Origin of the sequence: Bacillus sp. N3378-2at, assembly GCF_033412715.1 — a bacterium.
Lineage (GTDB): Bacteria > Bacillota > Bacilli > Bacillales > Bacillaceae > Bacillus > Bacillus subtilis.
On sequence record NZ_CP117986.1, the window covers coordinates 796,974 to 817,510 of the forward strand.

9 protein-coding genes, 1 tRNA gene and 2 pseudogenes are annotated in these 20,537 nt (G+C 44.2%); 10 read left to right on the forward strand and 2 right to left on the reverse strand.

Annotated features, from left to right (window positions below):
- Nucleotide 1 precedes the first annotated feature (1 nt).
- Nucleotides 2-74: transfer RNA gene (locus PUN35_RS04470), tRNA-Arg, on the forward strand.
- Between the two features lie 120 nt (nucleotides 75-194).
- On the opposite strand, the gene PUN35_RS04475 is transcribed toward PUN35_RS04470, so the two are convergent.
- Nucleotides 195-1,345 (reverse strand): IS3 family transposase gene (locus tag PUN35_RS04475; RefSeq protein ID WP_087614160.1). Its coding sequence is split into 2 segments (ribosomal slippage): nucleotides 195-1,072 and nucleotides 1,072-1,345, totalling 1,152 coding nucleotides; the frame shifts between segments, so codons are not numbered across the junction.
- Nucleotides 1,346-1,456: 111 nt separating this feature from the next.
- Nucleotides 1,457-2,002, reverse strand: coding sequence for a DL-endopeptidase inhibitor IseA (gene iseA, locus PUN35_RS04480; protein WP_014479968.1), 546 nt, complete (start codon nucleotides 2,000-2,002; stop codon nucleotides 1,457-1,459).
- A 286-nt stretch (nucleotides 2,003-2,288) separates the two neighbouring features.
- Here iseA and PUN35_RS04485 point away from each other — a divergent pair, with 286 nt between their 5' ends.
- The 9 genes and pseudogenes from PUN35_RS04485 to PUN35_RS04525 all read left to right on the forward strand — a co-directional run bounded on the left by PUN35_RS04485 (nucleotide 2,289) and on the right by PUN35_RS04525 (nucleotide 20,466).
- Complete coding sequence (locus tag PUN35_RS04485; protein ID WP_004399508.1) at nucleotides 2,289-3,680, forward strand: MATE family efflux transporter; 1,392 nt, start codon at nucleotides 2,289-2,291, stop codon at nucleotides 3,678-3,680.
- Between the two features lie 133 nt (nucleotides 3,681-3,813).
- Nucleotides 3,814-4,791 carry an aldose 1-epimerase gene (galM, locus tag PUN35_RS04490; protein ID WP_014479967.1) on the forward strand — a complete coding sequence of 326 codons (978 nt, stop codon included), beginning with the start codon at nucleotides 3,814-3,816 and terminating at the stop codon, nucleotides 4,789-4,791.
- Between the two features lie 33 nt (nucleotides 4,792-4,824).
- On the forward strand, nucleotides 4,825-6,300 hold the full coding sequence (gene dacB, locus PUN35_RS04495) for a D-alanyl-D-alanine carboxypeptidase/D-alanyl-D-alanine endopeptidase (RefSeq protein ID WP_033881989.1): 1,476 nt from the start codon (nucleotides 4,825-4,827) through the stop codon (nucleotides 6,298-6,300).
- Between the two features lie 353 nt (nucleotides 6,301-6,653).
- Nucleotides 6,654-14,378: a non-ribosomal peptide synthetase gene (locus PUN35_RS04500; protein ID WP_031600579.1), complete on the forward strand. Its 7,725-nt coding sequence runs from the start codon at nucleotides 6,654-6,656 to the stop codon at nucleotides 14,376-14,378.
- Between the two features lie 7 nt (nucleotides 14,379-14,385).
- Nucleotides 14,386-17,817: pseudogene (locus tag PUN35_RS04505) on the forward strand (amino acid adenylation domain-containing protein).
- A gap of 108 nt (nucleotides 17,818-17,925) precedes the next feature.
- A complete protein-coding gene (locus PUN35_RS04510; RefSeq protein ID WP_014479963.1) occupies nucleotides 17,926-18,318 on the forward strand; it encodes a DUF1360 domain-containing protein in 393 nt (130 codons plus the stop codon).
- Between the two features lie 135 nt (nucleotides 18,319-18,453).
- A complete protein-coding gene (locus PUN35_RS04515; RefSeq protein WP_014479962.1) occupies nucleotides 18,454-19,986 on the forward strand; it encodes a glycoside hydrolase family 10-like protein in 1,533 nt (510 codons plus the stop codon).
- 83 nt (nucleotides 19,987-20,069) lie between these two features.
- A pseudogene (locus PUN35_RS04520) lies at nucleotides 20,070-20,162 on the forward strand (hypothetical protein); the annotation flags it as partial.
- Nucleotides 20,161-20,466: a DUF5367 family protein gene (locus PUN35_RS04525; RefSeq protein WP_014479961.1), complete on the forward strand. Its 306-nt coding sequence runs from the start codon at nucleotides 20,161-20,163 to the stop codon at nucleotides 20,464-20,466. The pseudogene PUN35_RS04520 and the gene PUN35_RS04525, both read left to right, overlap by 2 nt.
- Nucleotides 20,467-20,537: the final 71 nt, after the last annotated feature.

Genomic DNA, 20,537 nt, shown 5'->3' on the forward strand with positions numbered 1-20,537 from the left:
AGCTCTAGTAGCACAGCGGATAGTGCAGCAGTTTCCTAAACTGCAGGTCGGGAGTTCGAATCTCTCCTAGAGCGTTATATTCACAAAAAGACAACAGGCGAAAAGTGCCTGTTGTCTTTCTTTATGCAAACCAAATAAAAAACGCCCGCTTATGGGACTGACCCCCGTTTTTGAGACAGGGATCAAAACACCTTTTAAACAGCCAATTGCCGATAATTTATCGGTGATTGGTTGTTTAGTTTCGTTTGAATACGAATATTGTTATAATAATGAATGTATTCTATGACAGTGCGTTCTACGATGGCGGTCGTGGTTCGATCAATGCTGTTAAGATAGAACGTTTCAGACTTTAGTGAGGAATGAAACGATTCGATGGAGGCATTATCAGCGGGTGTCCCTTTGCGGGACATGCTCATGGTAATGCCTTTTGTTTTAACAGCTTTCTGATACTCGTAAGATGTATACACAGATCCTTGGTCACTATGTAACACGCAGTTCTCAGGCAGTGTTGGCAGTTGATCAAGTGTGTGTAAGACAAAGTCTGTGTCCTGCTTATCTCCAATCGTAAAAGCAATCACTTCTCCATTATATACATCCAATATACTGGAAAGGTACAATTGTTTCTGTCCATAAGGCAAATACGTGATGTCTGTTACTAGTTTTTCAAGAGGATGATCAGACTGAAAGTTCCTATCTAATATATTGTCGACCACGGCATATGGCTGCCCATTCTTCTTGCGCTTTTTCACCTTAACCCGGCACTGCCACTGATTTTTCTGCATAATACGCTGAACCGTTTTATGGTTAATACACATTCTCTTTTTTAATATAGCTGTGATTTTTCGATATCCATATCGATACTGGTGCTCTCGGCACAACGTGCCGATTTGTTTTTCTAAATGGCGCTTGGGATGATCTTTCTTCAGATTCTTCTTCCAACGATAATAAGACGAGCGAGAGATACCTAAATGAATACAGATATCCTGCACGGTCATTGTGCTGTGCAATTCTTCTACAAGTTCGACTGACGTTTGGCTATCAACTTCCTTTCCAATTCGTTGTACTTTTTTAACACTTCATTCTGTTGTCTCAGATATCGATTCTCTGCCTGCAGTTTCTCTAATTCGGAAGAATACTCCGGACCTTTTCCATAAGTGTATTGCTTACCAACAGGCTGTTCAAATCGATGTGTATCACCAGCCTTATACCATCTGACCCATGTCTTAATCTGCGTATTATTTTTGATATTCAACTCCTGCATGATCTCTTTCATAGGTACGCCTGCCAATCTCATTTCTACAGCCTTCTGTTTCACTTCAACCGGATAACTCACTCTTGTCCCCATAGAAAAAACACCTCCAAGTCTAATTTCGGATAACAATCATCCGTATTCAAACTTGAAGGTGTTTTTATTTGTCTCATCTTATGGGGTCAGTCCCTATACCGGGCGTTTTTCTTATATAACTGCGTCAAATTGATTGACTTTCCATTTTTTATTTTCTTTCACGAATGTCACTTTCCGTTTTGCAGAAGGGGATCCGTCTAATGTAGGGACGGTAAATTCGTATGTGATTGTGCCGCCTTTTTTAGAGACCAGTTTAGCAGTTGATTTTTTCCAATTCAAAAGATTGTCTCCGTCACCGATTGGAACAGCAAGCTTTCCTTTTGAAACAGTGAAATGATAATCTTTAAAGCCTTTTTCGATTGCTGTTTTTGTAAAAATAGGAGTTAAATAATTCACCGCTTTTGCTTTAGTGCCTAGATCACTGCACATGTATACATATTGAAGATTTTGATACTCGAATGTGCCTGATGGGCAAACTGCTTTTTTCACCTTCGGATTGTGGCCGCTCATGGTGTTCCAAAAATGTTCTCTAGCGGATAATGCCAACTGTAATGCTTGTTTTTGTGATAAATCGCCTGATGTATTTTTCGCAAATGCATTTGTGCTTAATGACAGAATAAGTGCAATGGTTGTTAGAAATAGAAGACATTTTTTCATTATCGCTCTCTCCTTCAAAATCTCTTTCTCTTATGTTACAAATGTTACAATAATTACGTATAGATTACAATACTTTTGCATAAATTATTTTTTTATTCTTTTACTCACAAAAAATACGCCATTACTTGCTAGTTTATTCTTCATAAGCTAAAAAGATGTGTAAAATTAGAAGAATCGGGAAGGGTTTCATATGTGCAGTGATGAATAATAACATGTTGCATATCCTGTTTTTGTCAAAAAATGAGGGCATGTTTAAAAACGATTTCAAATAAAGGAGTCCTTTAATATGGAAACATCACAAGAACCTCTTGTAACTCAAAAGAAAAGCAAACCATCAGTTTGGCGGTCGATGTCACTCTTTTTAGTGCCGCTTCTGCTGAGCAATGTGCTGCAATCAGTCGGCCAGCTAGTCGGGATGATGGCTGTAGGCAGATGGCTTGGTGTTGATGCAGTGGCAGCTGTATCATCCTTTTTCCCGTTATTTTTTCTTTTAATCTCATTTACGATTGGGATCGGTTCAGGTAGTTCGATTCTGATCGGACAAGCTTACGGAGCGAAAAATGAGGAACGGCTAAAGGCTGTTGTCGGGACGACACTCACGTTTACATTTTTATTAGGCGTTGTGTTAGCCGTTATCGGCAGTATTTTCACCTTGGATATCCTTCGTTTAATGGGAACACCTGAAAATGTCATTCATGTCAGCGCTAACTATGCACGTATTTTATTTTATGCTATGCCGTTTATGTTTTTATATTTTGCATATACTACCTTTTTGCGCGGAACAGGAGATTCCAAGACACCGTTTTATACGCTGATTGTGAGCACGGTCATCAACATCGCGCTTTTGCCTGTTTTAATCCTTGGCATGTTTGGTTTTCCGAAACTGGGCATATACGGCTCGGCATATGCAACTGTCATTTCCACGATTGCGACTTTTCTCGTGTTAATGGTGTATTTACGAAAGCGAAAACACCCGCTGCAATTTGATAAAACAGTGCGTCGTTATTTGAAAATGGATAAGGAACTGCTGGTTCTCCTGCTGCGTCTTGGGGTCCCAGCAAGCATCAATATGATTCTTGTCTCATTATCAGAGATAGCGGTTATTTCATTCGTCAATCATTACGGCTCTAATGCAACAGCTGCATACGGAGTGGTCAACCAGGTGGCCAGCTATGTACAGATGCCGGCCGTCAGCCTTGGTATTGCGGTTTCTATTTTCGCTGCGCAATCGATCGGGGCAAACGAGTTTGACCGCTTAAAGCAGGTCATTCGCGTGGGGATTTGGCTGAATTATATCATTGGCGGCGTACTGATCATACTGATCTATGTTTTTTCACATCAGATTTTGTCGTTATTTTTAACCGAGCAAGAGACGCTTTACATTGCACACCGTCTTTTGATGATTACATTGTGGAGTTATTTGCTGTTTGGAAATGCCCAAATTATTTCTGCAACGATGCGGGCAAGCGGAACAGTTTTATGGCCGACCGTCATCAGTATTTTTGCAATCTGGGGAGTAGAGGTGCCTGTCGCTTTCGTCCTTTCTCACTATACAAAGCTTGAAATACTCGGCGTCTGGGTTGGTTATCCAGCTGCGTTTGCCGTCAGCTTGCTGTTGATTTATGGGTATTATCAATTCGTCTGGAAAAAGAAACAAATCACACGTCTCATCCAATAGCCTCCGAATCACACCGTTCATAAGTTTGAACGGTGTTTTTTTATTTGATAGGGGAAAATATAAAATGGAGGAAATATGGTACAGTACATTGAATTTTTATACTAGCAATGAATCAAGGAGAGGTTGAGTAAACATGGCAAACTTTATTGAAAAAATGACTTATTTGGGAACACCGGCCATCAAAGCGGGCAACGAACATCTAGAAATGATTGTTGTCCCTGAGTGGGGGAGCAACGTCATTTCTCTCGTGGACAAAACAACAAATGTCCAGCTTTTGCGTGAACCGGAAACAGCAGAAAGTTTTCACGACACACCAACATTGTATGGCATTCCAATCCTGTTCCCGCCTAACCGCATAAGTGACGGTACATTCAGTTTCCGGGGCAGAACGTATCATTTTGATATCAACGAGAAGGATAAACACAACCATCTTCACGGGTTTCTTTACCATGAAAAGTGGAATGTCGTGACCACGAAGCAAACTGATGAAGAAGTGATTGTTGAAACAGAAATTGATCTTTCTGAGCTTCCCCATGTGCAGAAGCAATTTCCTCATCATGCCGTCGTTCGGATGACATACACAATCAAGGAGAATACCCTATTTAAACATGCGACGGTCATGAACAAAGGAAAGGAAGCGTTTCCTTGGGGAATTGGTTATCATACTACATTTATATTTCCGGCAGAAAGCTCGTTATTCTCCCTGACAGCAGATCAGCAATGGGAGTTGGATGAACGCCTGCTGCCGACCGGGAAACTGATGGGTGTACCGAATAAAGAAGCTTTGCATGAAGGAATGGATTTGCGCCACAAGCAGCTGGATGATGTCTTTTTATCTTCTTATCAGAAGAGGGGCGGAGAAAACCAGGCAGTCATTTATCATCAGCATGCACATATCAGCATTATTTATAAGGCAGATGAACAGTTTAAACATTGGGTTGTATACAATGCGGACGGAAAACAAGGGTATTTATGCCCTGAACCTTACACATGGGTGACAAACGCAGTGAATCTTGATTTACCTTCGTCACTCACTGGTTTTCAAGTGCTGGAGCCGGGAGAAGAAACGACAGCTAAAAGCAGTATCACCATTGAACTGAATCATCAATAGCCAATGATGAAGCGCAGAGAGGCGGGGAAATTAATGAAAAAAAGCATAAAGCTTTATGTTGCTGTTTTACTGCTTTTCGTCATTGCTTCGGTGCCTTATATGCATCAGGCTGCGCTTGCCGCTGAAAAACAAGATGCACTTTCCGGGCAGATCGATAAGATTTTAGCTGATCATCCTGCCCTCGAAGGCGCAATGGCCGGCATCACCGTTCGCTCTGCGGAAACAGGTGCTGTTCTATATGAACATTCAGGAGACACCCGAATGAGGCCTGCCTCTTCTCTAAAGCTTTTGACAGCGGCCGCGGCACTTTCTGTCCTTGGCGAGAACTATTCTTTTACAACCGAGGTCCGGACGGATGGAACACTGAAAGGGAAAAAGCTGAATGGTAACCTTTATTTGAAAGGGAAAGGCGATCCGACACTTTTACCATCTGATTTTGACAAAATGGCTGAGAAATTGAAAAATTCCGGCGTAAAAGTAATTAAAGGCAATCTGATCGGTGATGATACGTGGCATGATGACATGCGATTATCACCTGATATGCCTTGGAGCGATGAATACACATATTATGGCGCGCCAATCTCCGCTCTAACAGCGTCTCCGAATGAAGACTATGATGCAGGCACTGTGATTGTTGAGGTCACCCCAAATCAAAAAGAAGGGGAAGAGCCTGCCGTGTCTGTCTCTCCGAAAACCGATTATATAACGATAAAGAACGATGCTGAAACGACTGCTGCCGGTTCAGAGAAAGACCTCACAATCGAAAGAGAGCATGGAACAAACACGATTACAATTGAAGGGAGCGTACCGGTTGACTCAAACAAGACAAAGGAATGGATTTCTGTCTGGGAGCCTGCCGGATATGCCTTAGATTTATTTAAGCAGTCACTAAAAAAACAAGGTATTACTGTGAAAGGGGACATCAAGACGGGTGAAGCACCTAGTTCTTCAGATGTGCTGCTCTCTCATCGCTCAATGCCTTTATCGAAACTTTTTGTGCCGTTCATGAAATTAAGTAATAACGGACATGCCGAAGTGCTCGTAAAAGAGATGGGGAAAGTGAAAAAAGGAGAAGGGAGCTGGGAAAAGGGGCTCGAAGTGTTAAACAGTACACTTCCAAAATTTGGTGTTGATTCTAAATCACTCGTCTTAAGGGACGGATCAGGAATCTCACATATTGATGCTGTATCCTCAGATCAACTTTCACAGCTGTTATATGACATTCAGGATCAGAGTTGGTTCTCGGCTTATCTAAATTCATTACCTGTTGCGGGCAACCCTGACAGAATGGTGGGCGGAACGCTGAGAAACCGCATGAAAGACACTCCTGCACAAGGAAAAGTAAGAGCAAAAACCGGATCGCTCAGTACGGTAAGCTCTCTATCGGGGTACGCAGAAACAAAGAGCGGAAAAAAACTTGTTTTCTCTATTCTTCTAAATGGATTGATTGATGAAGAGGATGGAAAAGATATTGAGGATCAAATCGCTGTCATTTTGGCAAATCAATAATAGCGGCAGACCTGTTTTCCAAGAGAAAACAGGTTTTTTTATGTCTGTCTTTGTCGAACCTTCCAATAATTAGAATAATGATGCACAAAAGCAAATTAGTTCGATTAAAAAGTAGTGTATAAGACCTTATGTAAAACAATACTTTTATCACTTTATATCCGGAAATTTGATAAAAAAAGAAACGAAAAATAAAGAAATAATACTATATTCAAAAAAATGTTATAAAAATTTAATGTTTTTTATTGTACTTTAAAAAATATCCGTTAATATAGTGCATATATGGATTATATAGTCATATAATTTCTTTTATTGTCATTTTTCTGCTTTTTTCTACTTTTTCTTATCCTCTTATTATGAGAACTGGAGGGAATCCGTTGAGCGAACATACTTATTCTTTAACCCATGCCCAAAGGAGAGTGTGGTTTACCGAACTGCTGGAGCCAGATACCAGCATTTGCAATCTCACAGCCTGTGTGAAATTCAAAGGCAATATTGAGCTTGATACTCTGGAGGGAGCGCTGAATCATTCCATCTCCCGCAACGACGCCATTAGATTTCAGCTGTTAGAAGGAGAAGAGCTTGAGCCGCGATTGCACCTTACTGAATATAAATATTATCCACTTAGAATAATTGATTTTTCAAATGTTGAAATGATAGAAATAGAGCAATGGATTCAGGATCAAGCGAGCATTCCATTTAAACTGTTCAACTCGCCTCTTTATCAATTTTACCTCCTTAGAATTGACTCTCATGAAGTTTGGCTATTTGCGAAATTCCATCATATCATAATGGATGGAATCTCTTTAAATGTGATGGGAAATCAAATTATAGATCTTTATCAAAAAATGAAAAAGAAAGATCCTTTACCTGATCAGCCGGAACCTTCTTACTTGAGCTACATCGAAAAAGAGAGTCAATATCTACAATCTCCGCGGTTTGCAAAGGACCGTTTATTTTGGACGCAAACCTTTGAGCACCCGTTGGAATACCACTCGTTAGCCGACCAGACGTCCTTACAAAAACAGAGCACATCTGCATCCAGAGACACCATCATTCTTTCACCTGATCTAGAGCAAACGATTCGAATCTTTTGCGAAGCACACAAGATCAATATCATTTCCTTATTTATGGCTTCATTTTACATATGCATCAGCCGAATCACTTCTAAAAAAGATCTTGCCATTGGCACCTACTATGGCAACAGAGGGTCAAAGGCTGAAAAAGAAATGCTCGGCATGTTCGTTAGTTCTCTTCCAATCAGAATAACGGTTGATCCTGTCACAGATTTTCTTTCCTTTGTCCGCACAATAGGCAGGGAACAGCTTTCTGTTATGCGTCATCAACGGTTTCCTTATAATTTGCTTGTAAATGAATTAAGAAATGAACAGAAGGATTTACACAACCTTATCGGTATATCTATGCAGTATCAGCCACTTCAGTGGCACAATGCAGATGATTTTGACTATGAAACAGCGCTTTATTTCAGCGGATACACCGCGAACGAGCTTTCAGTTCAAATACAAGAACGGATAGACAATGGAACCATTCAATTAAATTTCGACTATCAAAATACCTTGTTTTCTCTTGAGGATATTAAACGAATACAATCTCATCTGCTTACCATACTGGAAAACGCCCTTAAACATCCGCACAGCTTTATAAGAGAATTAGATATGACGAATACAAGAGAAAAGCAAAAATTGTTGTATGAGTTTAACAAGACGGAAGCTGTTTCGCCTAAAGCTTTCACCCTGCATGGGCTGTTTGAGCGACAGGCAGCTTTCACACCGGAGCGGCTGGCCGTTCGCTTTTCAGGCGGTTCGCTGACATACGCTGAGCTTGATATGTACGCCAGCCGGCTGGCTGCGCACCTTGCGGCACGCGGTGTCACAAACGAAAGTATCGTCGGAATCCTGTCTGAACGCTCACCTGACATGCTGATCGCTGTCCTTGCTGTCTTGAAGGCCGGAGGGGCGTATTTGCCGCTTGATCCTGCGTATCCAAAGGAGCGGCTGAGCTACATGCTGAAAGACAGCGGGGCATCGCTCTTGCTGACACAGCCGGGATGCTCCGCACCAAACTTTTCTGGCGAAATGCTTGAAGTGGACATGACATCTCTTGCGAGCGAAAAAGCAGAAAACCATGAGTTTACTCCAGCTGACGGCGGTTCACTCGCCTATGTCATCTATACATCGGGCTCTACCGGGCAGCCGAAAGGAGTGGCCGTTGAGCACCGTCAGGCTGTTTCCTTTCTGACCGGCATGCAGCACCAGTTTCCGCTTTTGGAAGATGACATTGTCATGGTGAAAACCTCTTTTTCCTTTGATGCGTCTGTGTGGCAGCTGTTTTGGTGGGCTCTTTCCGGTGCTTCGGCGTATCTGCTTCCGCCCGGCTGGGAAAAAGACCCCGGATTGATTGTACAAGCCATTCATCAGGAACGTATTACAACGGCTCATTTTATTCCGGCTATGCTGAACAGCTTTCTGGATCAAGCGGAAATGTTAGCGCTCGGTGACGGGACAAACCTAAAGCGTGTATTCGCCGGAGGTGAACCGCTTGCGCCGCGTACGGCAGCCCGTTTTGCTTCTATCTTGCCGCAAGTATCATTAATCCATGGTTACGGGCCGACAGAAGCAACGGTAGACGCGGCATTTTACGTGTTGGATCCAGAAAGGGACAGGGACCGTTTGCGGATTCCGATCGGGAAGCCCGTACCCGGTGCGCGTTTGTATGTTTTAGATCCGCATTTAGCCGTACAGCCTTCTGGTGTCGCCGGCGAACTGTACATTGCCGGAGCGGGTGTTGCCAGAGGTTATTTGAATCGGCCGGCATTAACGGAGGAGCGTTTTCTTAAGGACCCGTTTTACCCGGGTGAACGCATGTACAAAACCGGGGATGTGGCGCGCTGGCTCCCTGACGGGAATGTTGAATTCCTCGGGCGCACGGATGATCAGGTAAAAATCCGCGGCTACCGGATTGAGCCGGGAGAAATTGAAGCGGCACTAAGAAGTATAGAAGGTGTAAGGGAGGCGGCCGTTACCGTACGTACAGACAGCGGGGAGCCGGAATTATGCGCTTATATAGAAGGGCTCGAAAGAAACGAAGTGCGGGCACAGCTTGAGAGACTGTTGCCAGGCTACATGGTCCCAGCCTATATGATAGAGATGGAACAGTGGCCGGTTACGCCAAGCGGAAAGCTCGACCGAAAAGCCCTGCCAGCTCCTGGCGGAGCGGCAGATGCGAAGACCTACACGGCGCCGGGAAACGTGACTGAGATGAAACTTTCTCAGCTATGGGAGGACGTGCTGAAAAATGGCCCTGTCGGGATTCACGACAACTTTTTTGACCGCGGGGGACATTCCTTAAAAGCAACGGCGCTTGTCTCACGGATCGCCAAAGAATTCGATGTACAGGTGCCGCTAAAAGATGTGTTTGCCCATCCTACGGTAGAAGGACTGGCTACGGTTATCCGTGAAGGAACGGACAGTCCATATGAAGCAATTAAGCTCGCTGAAAAACAGGAAACCTATCCGGTTTCCTCTGCCCAAAAGCGGATTTATGTCCTTCAGCAGCTGGAGGACGGAGGGACAGGCTACAATATGCCGGCTGTGTTAGAGCTCGAAGGAAAGCTCAACCCTGAAAGGATGGACAGGGCTTTCAAAGAGCTGATCAAGCGCCACGAGTCGCTTCGGACCTCCTTCGAACAGGACGAAAGCGGCGATCCGGTGCAGCGCATCCATGACGAGGTGCCGTTTACATTACAGACTACAGTTCTCGGCGCACGAACCGAACAGGAGGCCGCAGCCTCATTTATCAAACCGTTTGATCTCAGCCAAGCGCCGCTGTTCCGTGCCCAAATCGTAAAGGGGTCAGATGAGCGGCACCTGTTGCTGGTTGATATGCATCACATCATTTCAGACGGTGTTTCCGTCAACATTCTGATTCGGGAATTCGGCGAGCTGTACAATAATCGGAAGCTTCCGGCACTGCGCATTCAATATAAAGACTATGCCGTATGGCAAGAAGGATTCAAAACAGGAGACGCGTACAAAACGCAGGAGGCGTACTGGCTGAAGCAGCTCGAGGGCGAGCTGCCTGTGCTGGATCTTCCGGCTGATCATGTCCGCCCGCCGGTGCGAAGCTTCGCGGGTGACAAGGTCTCATTTACGCTGGAACAAGAGGTTGCATCAGGCCTTCACAAGCTGGCACGAGAAAACGGAAGCACACTGTACATGGTGCTTCTTGCGGCTTACACCGCGTTCTTGTCACGCTTAAGCGGACAGGAAGATATCATCGTCGGCTCGCCAATTGCCGGCCGGCCGCACAAGGATCTTGAGCCGATACTCGGCATGTTTGTGAACACGCTGGCGCTTCGGACACGCCCGGAGGGCGGGAAGCCATTCGCACAGTATTTGCAGGAAGTGCGTGAGACAGCATTGGAAGCCTTTGAGCACCAGGATTATCCGTTCGAAGAACTTGTCGATAAGCTTGAATTGACACGGGATATGAGCCGGAATCCAGTGTTTGATGCGATGTTAGTTGTTCAAAATAATGATTACGAGCCATTGTATCTTCATGATTTGCAAATGAAGCCGGCACAAGTTTCTCATCTCGTTTCTAAATTCGATTTGACACTACAGGCATCTGAGGGCGACGGAAACATTCATTTCCTTTTTGAATATTCAACCGCATTGTTCGAGAAAACCACCATTGAACGCTGGGCATCGCATTTAACAAATGTATTTAGCATCATCGGCAAAAACCCGGAGGTGACACTCAACCATATCGACATCCTGACCCAAGAAGAGCGGCACCAGCTGCTTAATGAGTTTAACACCGGGCAAGCGAATCAATACGGAGTTCAAACAATCAGTCAATTGTTTGAGCAGCAAGCTGCTCGAACACCAAAAGCTTCTGCACTTGTCAGCGGAGACAAAACACTGACGTATCAAGAGTTGGACGAGTGGTCCAATGGAATCGCACGTGCATTGCGCAGCTTAGGTGTTAAGCCGGACACACCAGTAGGCATCATGATGCATCGTTCGTTCAGTATGATAGCATCCATACTTGGTGTGTGGAAAGCAGGCGGCTGTTACGTTCCCATTGATCCTGAATACCCGACAGAACGCAAACGCTATATCCTTAGCGACAGCGGAACGAAACTGCTGATGACAATAAATGAAGCGGATCGGGGAGTACTTGCTGACTTTGAAGGAGAGATCTTAACGATAGAAAGTGTAGAGGCAGACGACAAATCGCCGCTGCCGCAAATGTCGTCTGCCCATCATTTGGCTTATATCATTTATACCTCTGGAACGACGGGCCGTCCAAAAGGGGTAATGGTCGAGCATAAAGGTATTGCCAACACTCTTCAGTGGCGGCGAAACGCTTATGCATTCAACGAGACAGATACCATTCTGCAGCTCTTTTCTTTCTCATTTGACGGCTTTATAACTAGTATGTTTACACCGCTTTTGTCAGGTGCAAAAGCCGTTTTGCTTCATGAAGAGGAAGCGAAGGATATTCTGGCCATTAAGCATCAGCTGTCTCGTCAGCGGATTACACATATGATTATTGTGCCTGTTTTATATCGAGCGCTTTTGGACGTAGTGCAGCCGGAAGATGTAAAGACGCTTAGAGTCGTCACACTGGCGGGAGAAGCGGCTGACCGCGAATTGATCGACCGCAGCTTAGCTATATGTCCGCATACCGAACTCGCCAACGAATATGGACCGACAGAAAACAGCGTGGCGACTACCGTCATGAGACATATGGAAAAGCAGGCATACGTAAGCATCGGCCAGCCGATTGACGGGACTCAAGTGCTGATTTTAAATAGCAATCATCAGCTTCAGCCAATCGGTGTTGCGGGAGAGCTTTGTATAGCAGGAACAGGGCTTGCAAGAGGGTACGTCAATCTTCCAGAACTGACAGAGAGAGCATTCACGCAGAATCCATTTAAACCCGAAACACGAATGTACCGAACAGGAGACGCCGCCAGATGGATGGCCGACGGTACACTCGAATATCTCGGAAGAATCGATGATCAAGTCAAAATCAGAGGATACCGTGTAGAAACGAAAGAAATTGAATCGGTCATCCGGTGTATAAATGGTGTAAAAGACGCCGCAGTAGTTGCTCATGTAACAGCGTCAGGACAAACCGAATTAAGTGCTTATGTGGTGACAAAACCAGAGTTGAGCACAAATGCTGTACGCTCAGAATTACAAAACAAGCTGCCGGTGTTTATGCACCCTGCGTTTATTGAAAAACTGGACTCACTTCCATTGTCACCAAACGGCAAGCTGGATCGCGGAGCACTTCCAAAACCTGTATACAACCACGAAGGTGAACGTCCATTCCTCCCGCCAGCCAGCAAAATGGAACAAATACTGGCAGATATTTGGAAAGAAGTACTGGGGGCAGAAAAGATCGGAACAGCTGATTCGTTCTTTGAGCTTGGCGGAGATTCGATCAAAGCGTTACAGGTATCTGCGCGGCTTCACCGGATAGGCAAGCAAATGGCAGTGAAAGATTTGTTTAGCCATCCGACCATTCAAGAATTGGCAGCTTATATCCGTGATTCAGATACAAGTTCCAGCCAAGCTGCGGTTGAGGGAGACGTACAGTGGTCGCCTGTTCAAAAATGGTTCCTTTCTCAAGATATAAAAGAAAAACACCATTTTAATCAGTCCGTAATGCTGCATCGAAGCACCTCTGTACAAGAAGACGCACTGCGCAAAACGTTAAAAGCAATAACGTGTCATCATGATGCGCTGCGAATGGTGTTTACACAGAATGAACAAGGAAAGTGGGATCAATATAATCGGCCTCTCAGTCATTCGGACGACGCGTTGTACGGCCTTCAGATGATTGATTTATCAGCTCCGGACGGCACTGATGGAAATAGAGCGTATGAGCCTATTATCAAACGTCATGTACTTGATATTCAGCAGAAAATGGATTTGAAGAATGGTCCGCTGCTGCAAGCCGGTCTTTTCCACACAATTGACGGTGATTTCTTATTTTTATCTGCTCATCACCTCGTCGTTGACGGCATTTCATGGCGGGTTCTGCTTGAAGATTTGGCTTTAGGGTATCGCCAAGCTGCAGGCGGGGAGGATATCAAACTGCCGCCTAAAACAAGCTCGTTTAAAGCGTATGCGAAAAAGCTCTCTGACTACGCTGAAAGCCAGCAGCTAATGAAACAGCTCAAGTATTGGCGCGAAGCCGAAGAGTATCAAACAGAGGCATTGCCTTTTGATCAAATCGATGGAACTAGAGCACACGAGGGACAACGGTCCACGATTTCATTTACCTTAAACGAGAAAGAGACAGCAGCACTCTTAAAAGACGCCAACAGCGCATATAACACTGATACGCAGGACATGCTGCTCGCTTCTGTCATTCTTGCGCTGCGCCATTGGACCAATCAATCCGCCTTCAAACTATCATTAGAGGGCCACGGGCGAGAGGATGTATTAGAAGGAATAGATGTGAGCCGGACGATTGGATGGTTTACCGCCATTTATCCGTTATTGATTAAACTGAACGCAGACTTGCCAGATTCGGAAGAAGGCATGGTTCATGTGCTAAAAACAACAAAAGATACACTGAGACGTGTACCTGACAAAGGATTCGGCTACGGTGTCATCAAATATTTGACTCCGCCTGGCAAAAAAGACATCGATTTCACAGGTGCACCAGAAATCAGCTTTAATTATCTTGGTCAATTTGAAAGCGGCCGCACAGCTGAAGTACCTGAGGAGGACGCCTTCTCATTCTCTCCGCTGGGTGCCGGAGGTGATATCAGCACAACATGGAACCGTGAACAGTCGCTGGATATCAGCGCAATCGCTGCAGAAGGAAAATTGACTGTCAATATGACTTATGACAATGCCCGCTTTCAGCGCAAAACCATCGAACAGCTTAGCGAAACATGCCGTCAATTTTTATTACAGCTGATCGAACACTGCCAGAACAAAAGCGAAACAGAAAAGACGATCAGCGATTATGATGATCAAGAACTGACCGAGGACGCGCTGCAAGAGATTGCTGATATGCTCAGTTTTCACTAATGAAACCGTGAAGAAAGGTGCAGACACTATGGATAACATCAAAAAAATCAAGAACATTTATCCTCTGAGTCATATGCAGGAGGGAATGCTGTTTCATTCCTTCCTCCGTAAAGAGGAGGGGGCATACGTTGAGCAGTCGCTCTTCGCCATTAAAGGAAGCCTCAGCTATGAATGGTTTCAGCGCAGCATTCAAGCCATTATCGACCGCCATGATATTTTCAGAACCGTGTTTTTGCCGAGGTCCCGCATTTGTCGGGACCTCGGCAAGTCGTGATGACAGAACGTGAATTCCATTTGTACAGCGAAGACATTTCTCATCTGCCAACAAACGACCAGAATGAGTATATTGAACGCTTTAAAGAGAAGGACAAGCAAAAAGGCTTTGATCTGCAAAAAGACATGCTGATGCGGATTTCTCTATTCAAAACAGTTAAAGATGAACATGTCTGTATCTGGAGTCACCATCATATTTTAATGGACGGATGGTGCCTAGGTATTGTTATGCAGGAATTTATGCAAATTTATCAATCGATTCATGCAGGAAAACCGCTTTCATTAGACCCTGTCCGTCCGTACAGCACCTATATTTCCTGGCTGACAAACCGAGACAAAGAAAAAGCAGCAGCCTACTGGGATACCTATTTAAAAAACTACAGCACTCCATCACCTCTGCCTCGTGTGTCTGATAAAGAAACAAAAGAAGGTTATCACCGTGAAGATTTGATATTTTCATTAAATAAACCACTGACAGACAAGCTGAAAGAGACTGCCAAACAACACGGCGTCACGCTCGCTATCCTAATTCAGGCGGTCTGGGGTGTGATGCTGCAGCAATATAATCGCACAGACGACGTTGTGTTTGGCGCAGTTGTATCAGGAAGACCGTCAGAAATCCCGGGCGTGGAGCAAATGATAGGGTTGTTTATCAATACCATACCGATTCGAATTAAAACACATCAAGACGAAACGTTTCAAGAACTGCTCATACGATGCCAGAAAAAAATGCTGGAAGCTGAGCCGTTTACCTGCCAGCCTTTATTTGATATTCAGGCAAACACCGCATTAAAACAGGAACTGATTGATCACATTATCGTCTTTGAAAACTATCCGTTACAGCAGAAAATCGCCGATTCCGCTGATCAAACCGATTCACCGCTGCAAATCGATCAAGTTCAAGTATCCGAGCAATCAGGATATAACTTTAATCTTGTCGTTGCTCCCGGCGAAGAGCTTGTCGTCAAGTTCAGCTATAATGCATTCGTTTACGATGCTGCCTGGATCAGCTGTATCAAGAGGCAATTTACGCAAGCGCTTAGCACAGCTGCACAGCACCCTCATATGCCAATTGCTGATTTTTCTTTTCTTGATGCAACAGAAAAAGAGCAGATTGTCACACAGTTCAACAATACAAAAACGGAGTATCCAAAGAATCATACAATTATCGATTTATTTCGCGAACAAGCAGAAAAGACGCCAGACCATACCGCACTTGTGTATGGCAATATGTCTATTTCGTATAAAGAGCTTGATAAACGCTCTAATGCGCTCGCCAGAGAGTTAATTCAAAAGGGATTTCGGAAAAACGAGACAGCCGGAATATTGGCTGCACATTCTCCCGAATTCATGATCAGTGTGCTTGCCGTATTAAAAGCAGGGGGAGCATACCTCCCGCTTGATGAGGAGCTTCCGCCTGAACGAGTCAGCTTTATGCTTGAGGAAACGCAGGCAAAAATGCTGATTGTTCAAAAGGGGCTGGAGCAAAATGCTGCGTTCTCAGGAACATGTATGATTGCAGATGCGCAGGCATTGATGGGAGAGAACCATTTTCCTATCAACACCATCTCCAGTCCAGACGATCTTGCATATATCATGTATACCTCAGGATCAACAGGCCGGCCGAAAGGGGTCATGATCACGAATCGCAATGTCGTGTCCCTTGTCAGAAACAGCAATTACACGTCTGCGTCCGGTGATGACCGGTTTATTCTGACTGGATCTATCAGCTTTGACGCCGTCACCTTTGAAATGTTCGGGTCACTTTTACATGGCGCAAGCCTTCATATCATTGATAAATCGACAATGCTGACACCTGATCGGTTTGGAGCGTATTTGCTTGAAAATGACATCACAGTGCTATTTTTAACGACAGCTCTTTTTAATCAGCTGGCACAGGTACGATCTGATATGTTTCGCGGACTCCATACGTTATATGTCGGAGGAGAAGCACTTTCGCCTGCTCTGATGAATGCTGTCAGGCACGCCTGCCCAGATCTCGCGCTTCATAATATTTACGGGCCTACGGAAAACACGACTTTTTCAACCTTTTTTGAAATAAAGAGAGACTATGCGGGGCCGATTCCGATTGGAAAACCAATCAGCAATAGCACCGCTTACATCTTAGATACAAAAGGACGTCTTTTGCCAATAGGCGTTCCCGGCGAGCTTTGTGTTGGCGGTGATGGGGTCGCTAAAGGCTATTTGAACAGAGATGACCTGACAAATACTGTTTTTTCTCCTCATATTGCCAAGAAACTTGGTTGAAGAAGAATTGGCGAACATTTGGAAGCAAGTCCTCGGTGTTAACACAATCAGTATTGATGATGACTTCTTTGCTATTGGCGGACATTCACTAAAAGCACTGCAAGTCATACATACACTCAAACATCAGCAGAACATTGACATACCGATTGATTTCTTGTTCGAACATCCGACAATCGCTCAGCTTGCCGAAAAACTTTATTCTAAACAGCTGACAGCGGCAGATGAACAGCATGTGATCAAACTGAACCAGCACGGCGCGCAAAATCTTTTCTGCTTCCCGCCGATATCGGGATTTGGCATTTATTTCAAAGACCTTGCTTTATTACTGAATGAGAAGGCAGCCGTATACGGGTTTCACTTTATTGAACAAGACACCCGCATTGAACAATATGTTAATTGCATGACGGACATACAGCCTGAGGGCCCATACGTTTTATTAGGCTACTCTGCAGGCGGAAACCTGGCTTTTGAAGTGGCACAGGCTATGGAGCGCAAAGGATTAGAAGTCAGCGACTTCATTATCGTGGACGCTTATCTAAAAGAACAGCCTTTGCCTATTGATACCGGGAATGACGAATCTGCAGCATATCTGCCTGAAGCAGTCAGAGAAAAAGTGATGAAGAAAAAAAGAAACTATCAAGAATATTGGGCACAATTGCTGAATGAAGGGCACATCAAAGCAAGCATTCATTTCATCGAAGCTGGAATTCAAATCGAAACCAGCGAGAATACAGGCTTAACGAAATGGGAAGGCGCCTGCGGAAACTACAGCGAGTACACGGGTTTTGGCGCTCATAAAGACATGCTGGAAGGAACATATGCTGAAAAGAATGCTGACATCATCCTCGACATTTTAGAAAAGATCACTTCAAATAAAGCAATCCCGCACAAACAATAGAGCGGATTCGCGGACAGAGGCATTCTCTGTCCGCTTCTTTTTTGTATCAAAGAATGGATCGATGACACTAGGGAATGATAACATCATCCTTTTTCTTGGAGGCTTGTCATGGATCATTTATCTTTTCTTACGTTTATCATGCTGATTCTAGCCAGTTACAGGCTGACACATTTGATTGTATTCGACAAAATCACAGAATTTATCCGAAAACCTTTTATGAAAAAGAAAAGGATTGTTGATCAAAACGGGCATGTAGATGAAAAAAGCGTGCCGGCTTCTAACTTTGGATACATGCTCAATTGCTACTGGTGTGCCGGTGTTTGGTGTGCCATTTTGATCGGACTTGGCTATCTTTTTTTGCCTCGTATTGCAATACCGCTGATCTTTATTTTAGCTATTGCCGGAGCACAAGCGATCCTTGAAACGGCTGTCGGTGTCGGCGTAAAACTTATTGACGTGTTAAAAAGTCTGCAAACCATGATTAATGATAAAAAGTCCTAAAAGCGGTTCACAACATGCTTTAGGACTTTTTTCGTTTATTTAGTGAGATAGACATTCTGTTAATCACCCTTTTATAGCCCGGGAATACCGTAATAGCGAATAGTGAAAGTGATGTAATGGGGGAGAAGAAACAGAATGAAGGTTTGCCAAAAGTCGATTGTCCGTTTCCTTGTCAGCTTGATCATCGGAACGTTTGTCATTTCCGTTCCGTTTATGGCCAATGCGCAGTCTGACAGGGAGCTGAGAGCCGTATGGATTGCTTCCGTATTAAATATTGATTGGCCGTCGAAAAAAGGGTTATCTGTGAAAGAGCAAAAACAGGAGTATATCAAACTGCTGGACGATGTGCAAAAAATGGGAATGAATGCCGTTATCGTTCAGATTAAACCGACGGCTGATGCCTTTTATCCGTCAGCTTACGGGCCTTGGTCGGAATACTTAACCGGTGTCCAAGGGAAGGACCCGGGCTATGATCCTCTTGCATTTATGATTGAAGAAACCCATAAACGAAATTTGGAATTTCATGCGTGGTTTAACCCTTACCGTATTACAATGAATCATACAGATCTTAATAAATTGTCTGAGAGTCACCCGGCAAGAAAACATCCAGATTGGGTTGCCGCCTATGGAAACCAGCTGTATTATCATCCAGGCATTCCAGAAACGAGAGATTTTATCGTCAAAGGCATTGAAGAAGTCGTAAAACATTATGATATCGATGCTGTTCATATGGATGATTATTTTTACCCTTATAAAATAGCAGGACAGGAATTTCCTGATCAAGCACAGTATGAACAATACGGAAAAGGCGCTTTTTCTAATATCGATGACTGGCGGCGGGACAATGTGAACCAGCTTGTCAAACAAATCAACCAAACAATTAAAGCTGAAAAACCGTATGTCAAATTCGGCATCAGTCCCTTTGGAGTATGGAGAAACGCCGCAGATGACCCGACCGGATCGAATACAAAAGCAGGCGTCAGAAATTATGATGATCTATATGCAGACACAAGACATTGGATCCAAGAAGGCGACATCGATTATATTGCTCCGCAAATTTATTGGAGTATCGGCTTTAACGCAGCGGCTTACGACGTGCTGGCTGATTGGTGGAGCAATGAAGTCAAAAATAGGCCTGTTCACTTATATATTGGCCAGGCAGCATATAAAATCAATAACAATTTTGATCCGCCTTGGTCCGACCCTGAGGAATATGTGCGGCAAATCACTTTGAACCGCCAGCTTGAACTGGTGAAAGGAAGCATGCATTTCAGCCTCAAGGACCTCAACAAAAATCCGCTTGGCATCAAAGACAGGCTTATCGCCGATCTTTACAGCAAGCCGGCACTGGTTCCGCAAATGCCTTGGCTTGACAATACCGCCCCAAAAAAACCGAAGCTTACGAAAGTCACCGAAGACAAAAACGGCAATCTTCTGCAGATTAAAGATCACCCATCAAATCAAAAAACGAAAGAAACAGCCTATTATGCGATATACAGAGCCGAAGGGAAAAAGCAGAACACATTGCTGGCAACGCAAAGAAAAACACATGAGCAGCAAACCTTCTTAGATAACACGGCAGATCCTAACAAGAAATATACGTATTATGTCACTTCAGCAGACCGGCTTCATAACGAAAGCAAGGCTTCCAAACGAACAACAAAATAAGAAATGAGAAGGACGACTTTCTAAGTCGTCTTTTTTTAAAAGTGATTTTGGAGACAGGAAACGATGGTGAACCGCTGTAGGCGGTGTTTGGACATTTTCCATTATTGGAATCTGAGAAGCTAGTACTAAGTAAATTCGAAGAGAAACACGTACAGGACGTGTTTTACGTTTTCATTGTTGACTGATCCGGCTGAAGAAGCCTTTTTGCCGAACTTTCTTCTCTTGGGAGCGGACACCGCTCTTGTTTTATGCCTTGTGTTCTTTCTCTATCAAAAACTCGATCAATCACAGTTCGCGGTGATAAAGCTAGGTATATGGGGATCAGCGGTCGGTTTATTGATTGATACGATTTCCCTTTGGAATCATCCCCTCATCCTCCCGGCTTTATCAAAGGGCCAAGTTATTGCGTTTGCGATATGGATGGTATGCGCCTACTGCATGTATTTGCTCATTCCGCTGAAATTATCACATAAAAAATGATTCAGTTTTAATTTTCAGACTTTTCTTGTCAGGGAATGATTATAGAACTCGCCTAATAGGATGTTACAAAG

Coding starts and splice junctions, on each gene's coding strand:
- galM (WP_014479967.1), top strand. CDS start 3,814: ATGGCAAACTTTATTGAAAAAATGACTTATTTGGGAACACCGGCCATC.
- dacB (WP_033881989.1), top strand. CDS start 4,825: ATGAAAAAAAGCATAAAGCTTTATGTTGCTGTTTTACTGCTTTTCGTC.
- PUN35_RS04485 (WP_004399508.1), top strand. CDS start 2,289: ATGGAAACATCACAAGAACCTCTTGTAACTCAAAAGAAAAGCAAACCA.
- PUN35_RS04500 (WP_031600579.1), top strand. CDS start 6,654: ATGAGAACTGGAGGGAATCCGTTGAGCGAACATACTTATTCTTTAACC.
- iseA (WP_014479968.1), bottom strand. CDS start 2,002: ATGAAAAAATGTCTTCTATTTCTAACAACCATTGCACTTATTCTGTCA.
- PUN35_RS04515 (WP_014479962.1), top strand. CDS start 18,454: ATGAAGGTTTGCCAAAAGTCGATTGTCCGTTTCCTTGTCAGCTTGATC.
- PUN35_RS04510 (WP_014479963.1), top strand. CDS start 17,926: ATGGATCATTTATCTTTTCTTACGTTTATCATGCTGATTCTAGCCAGT.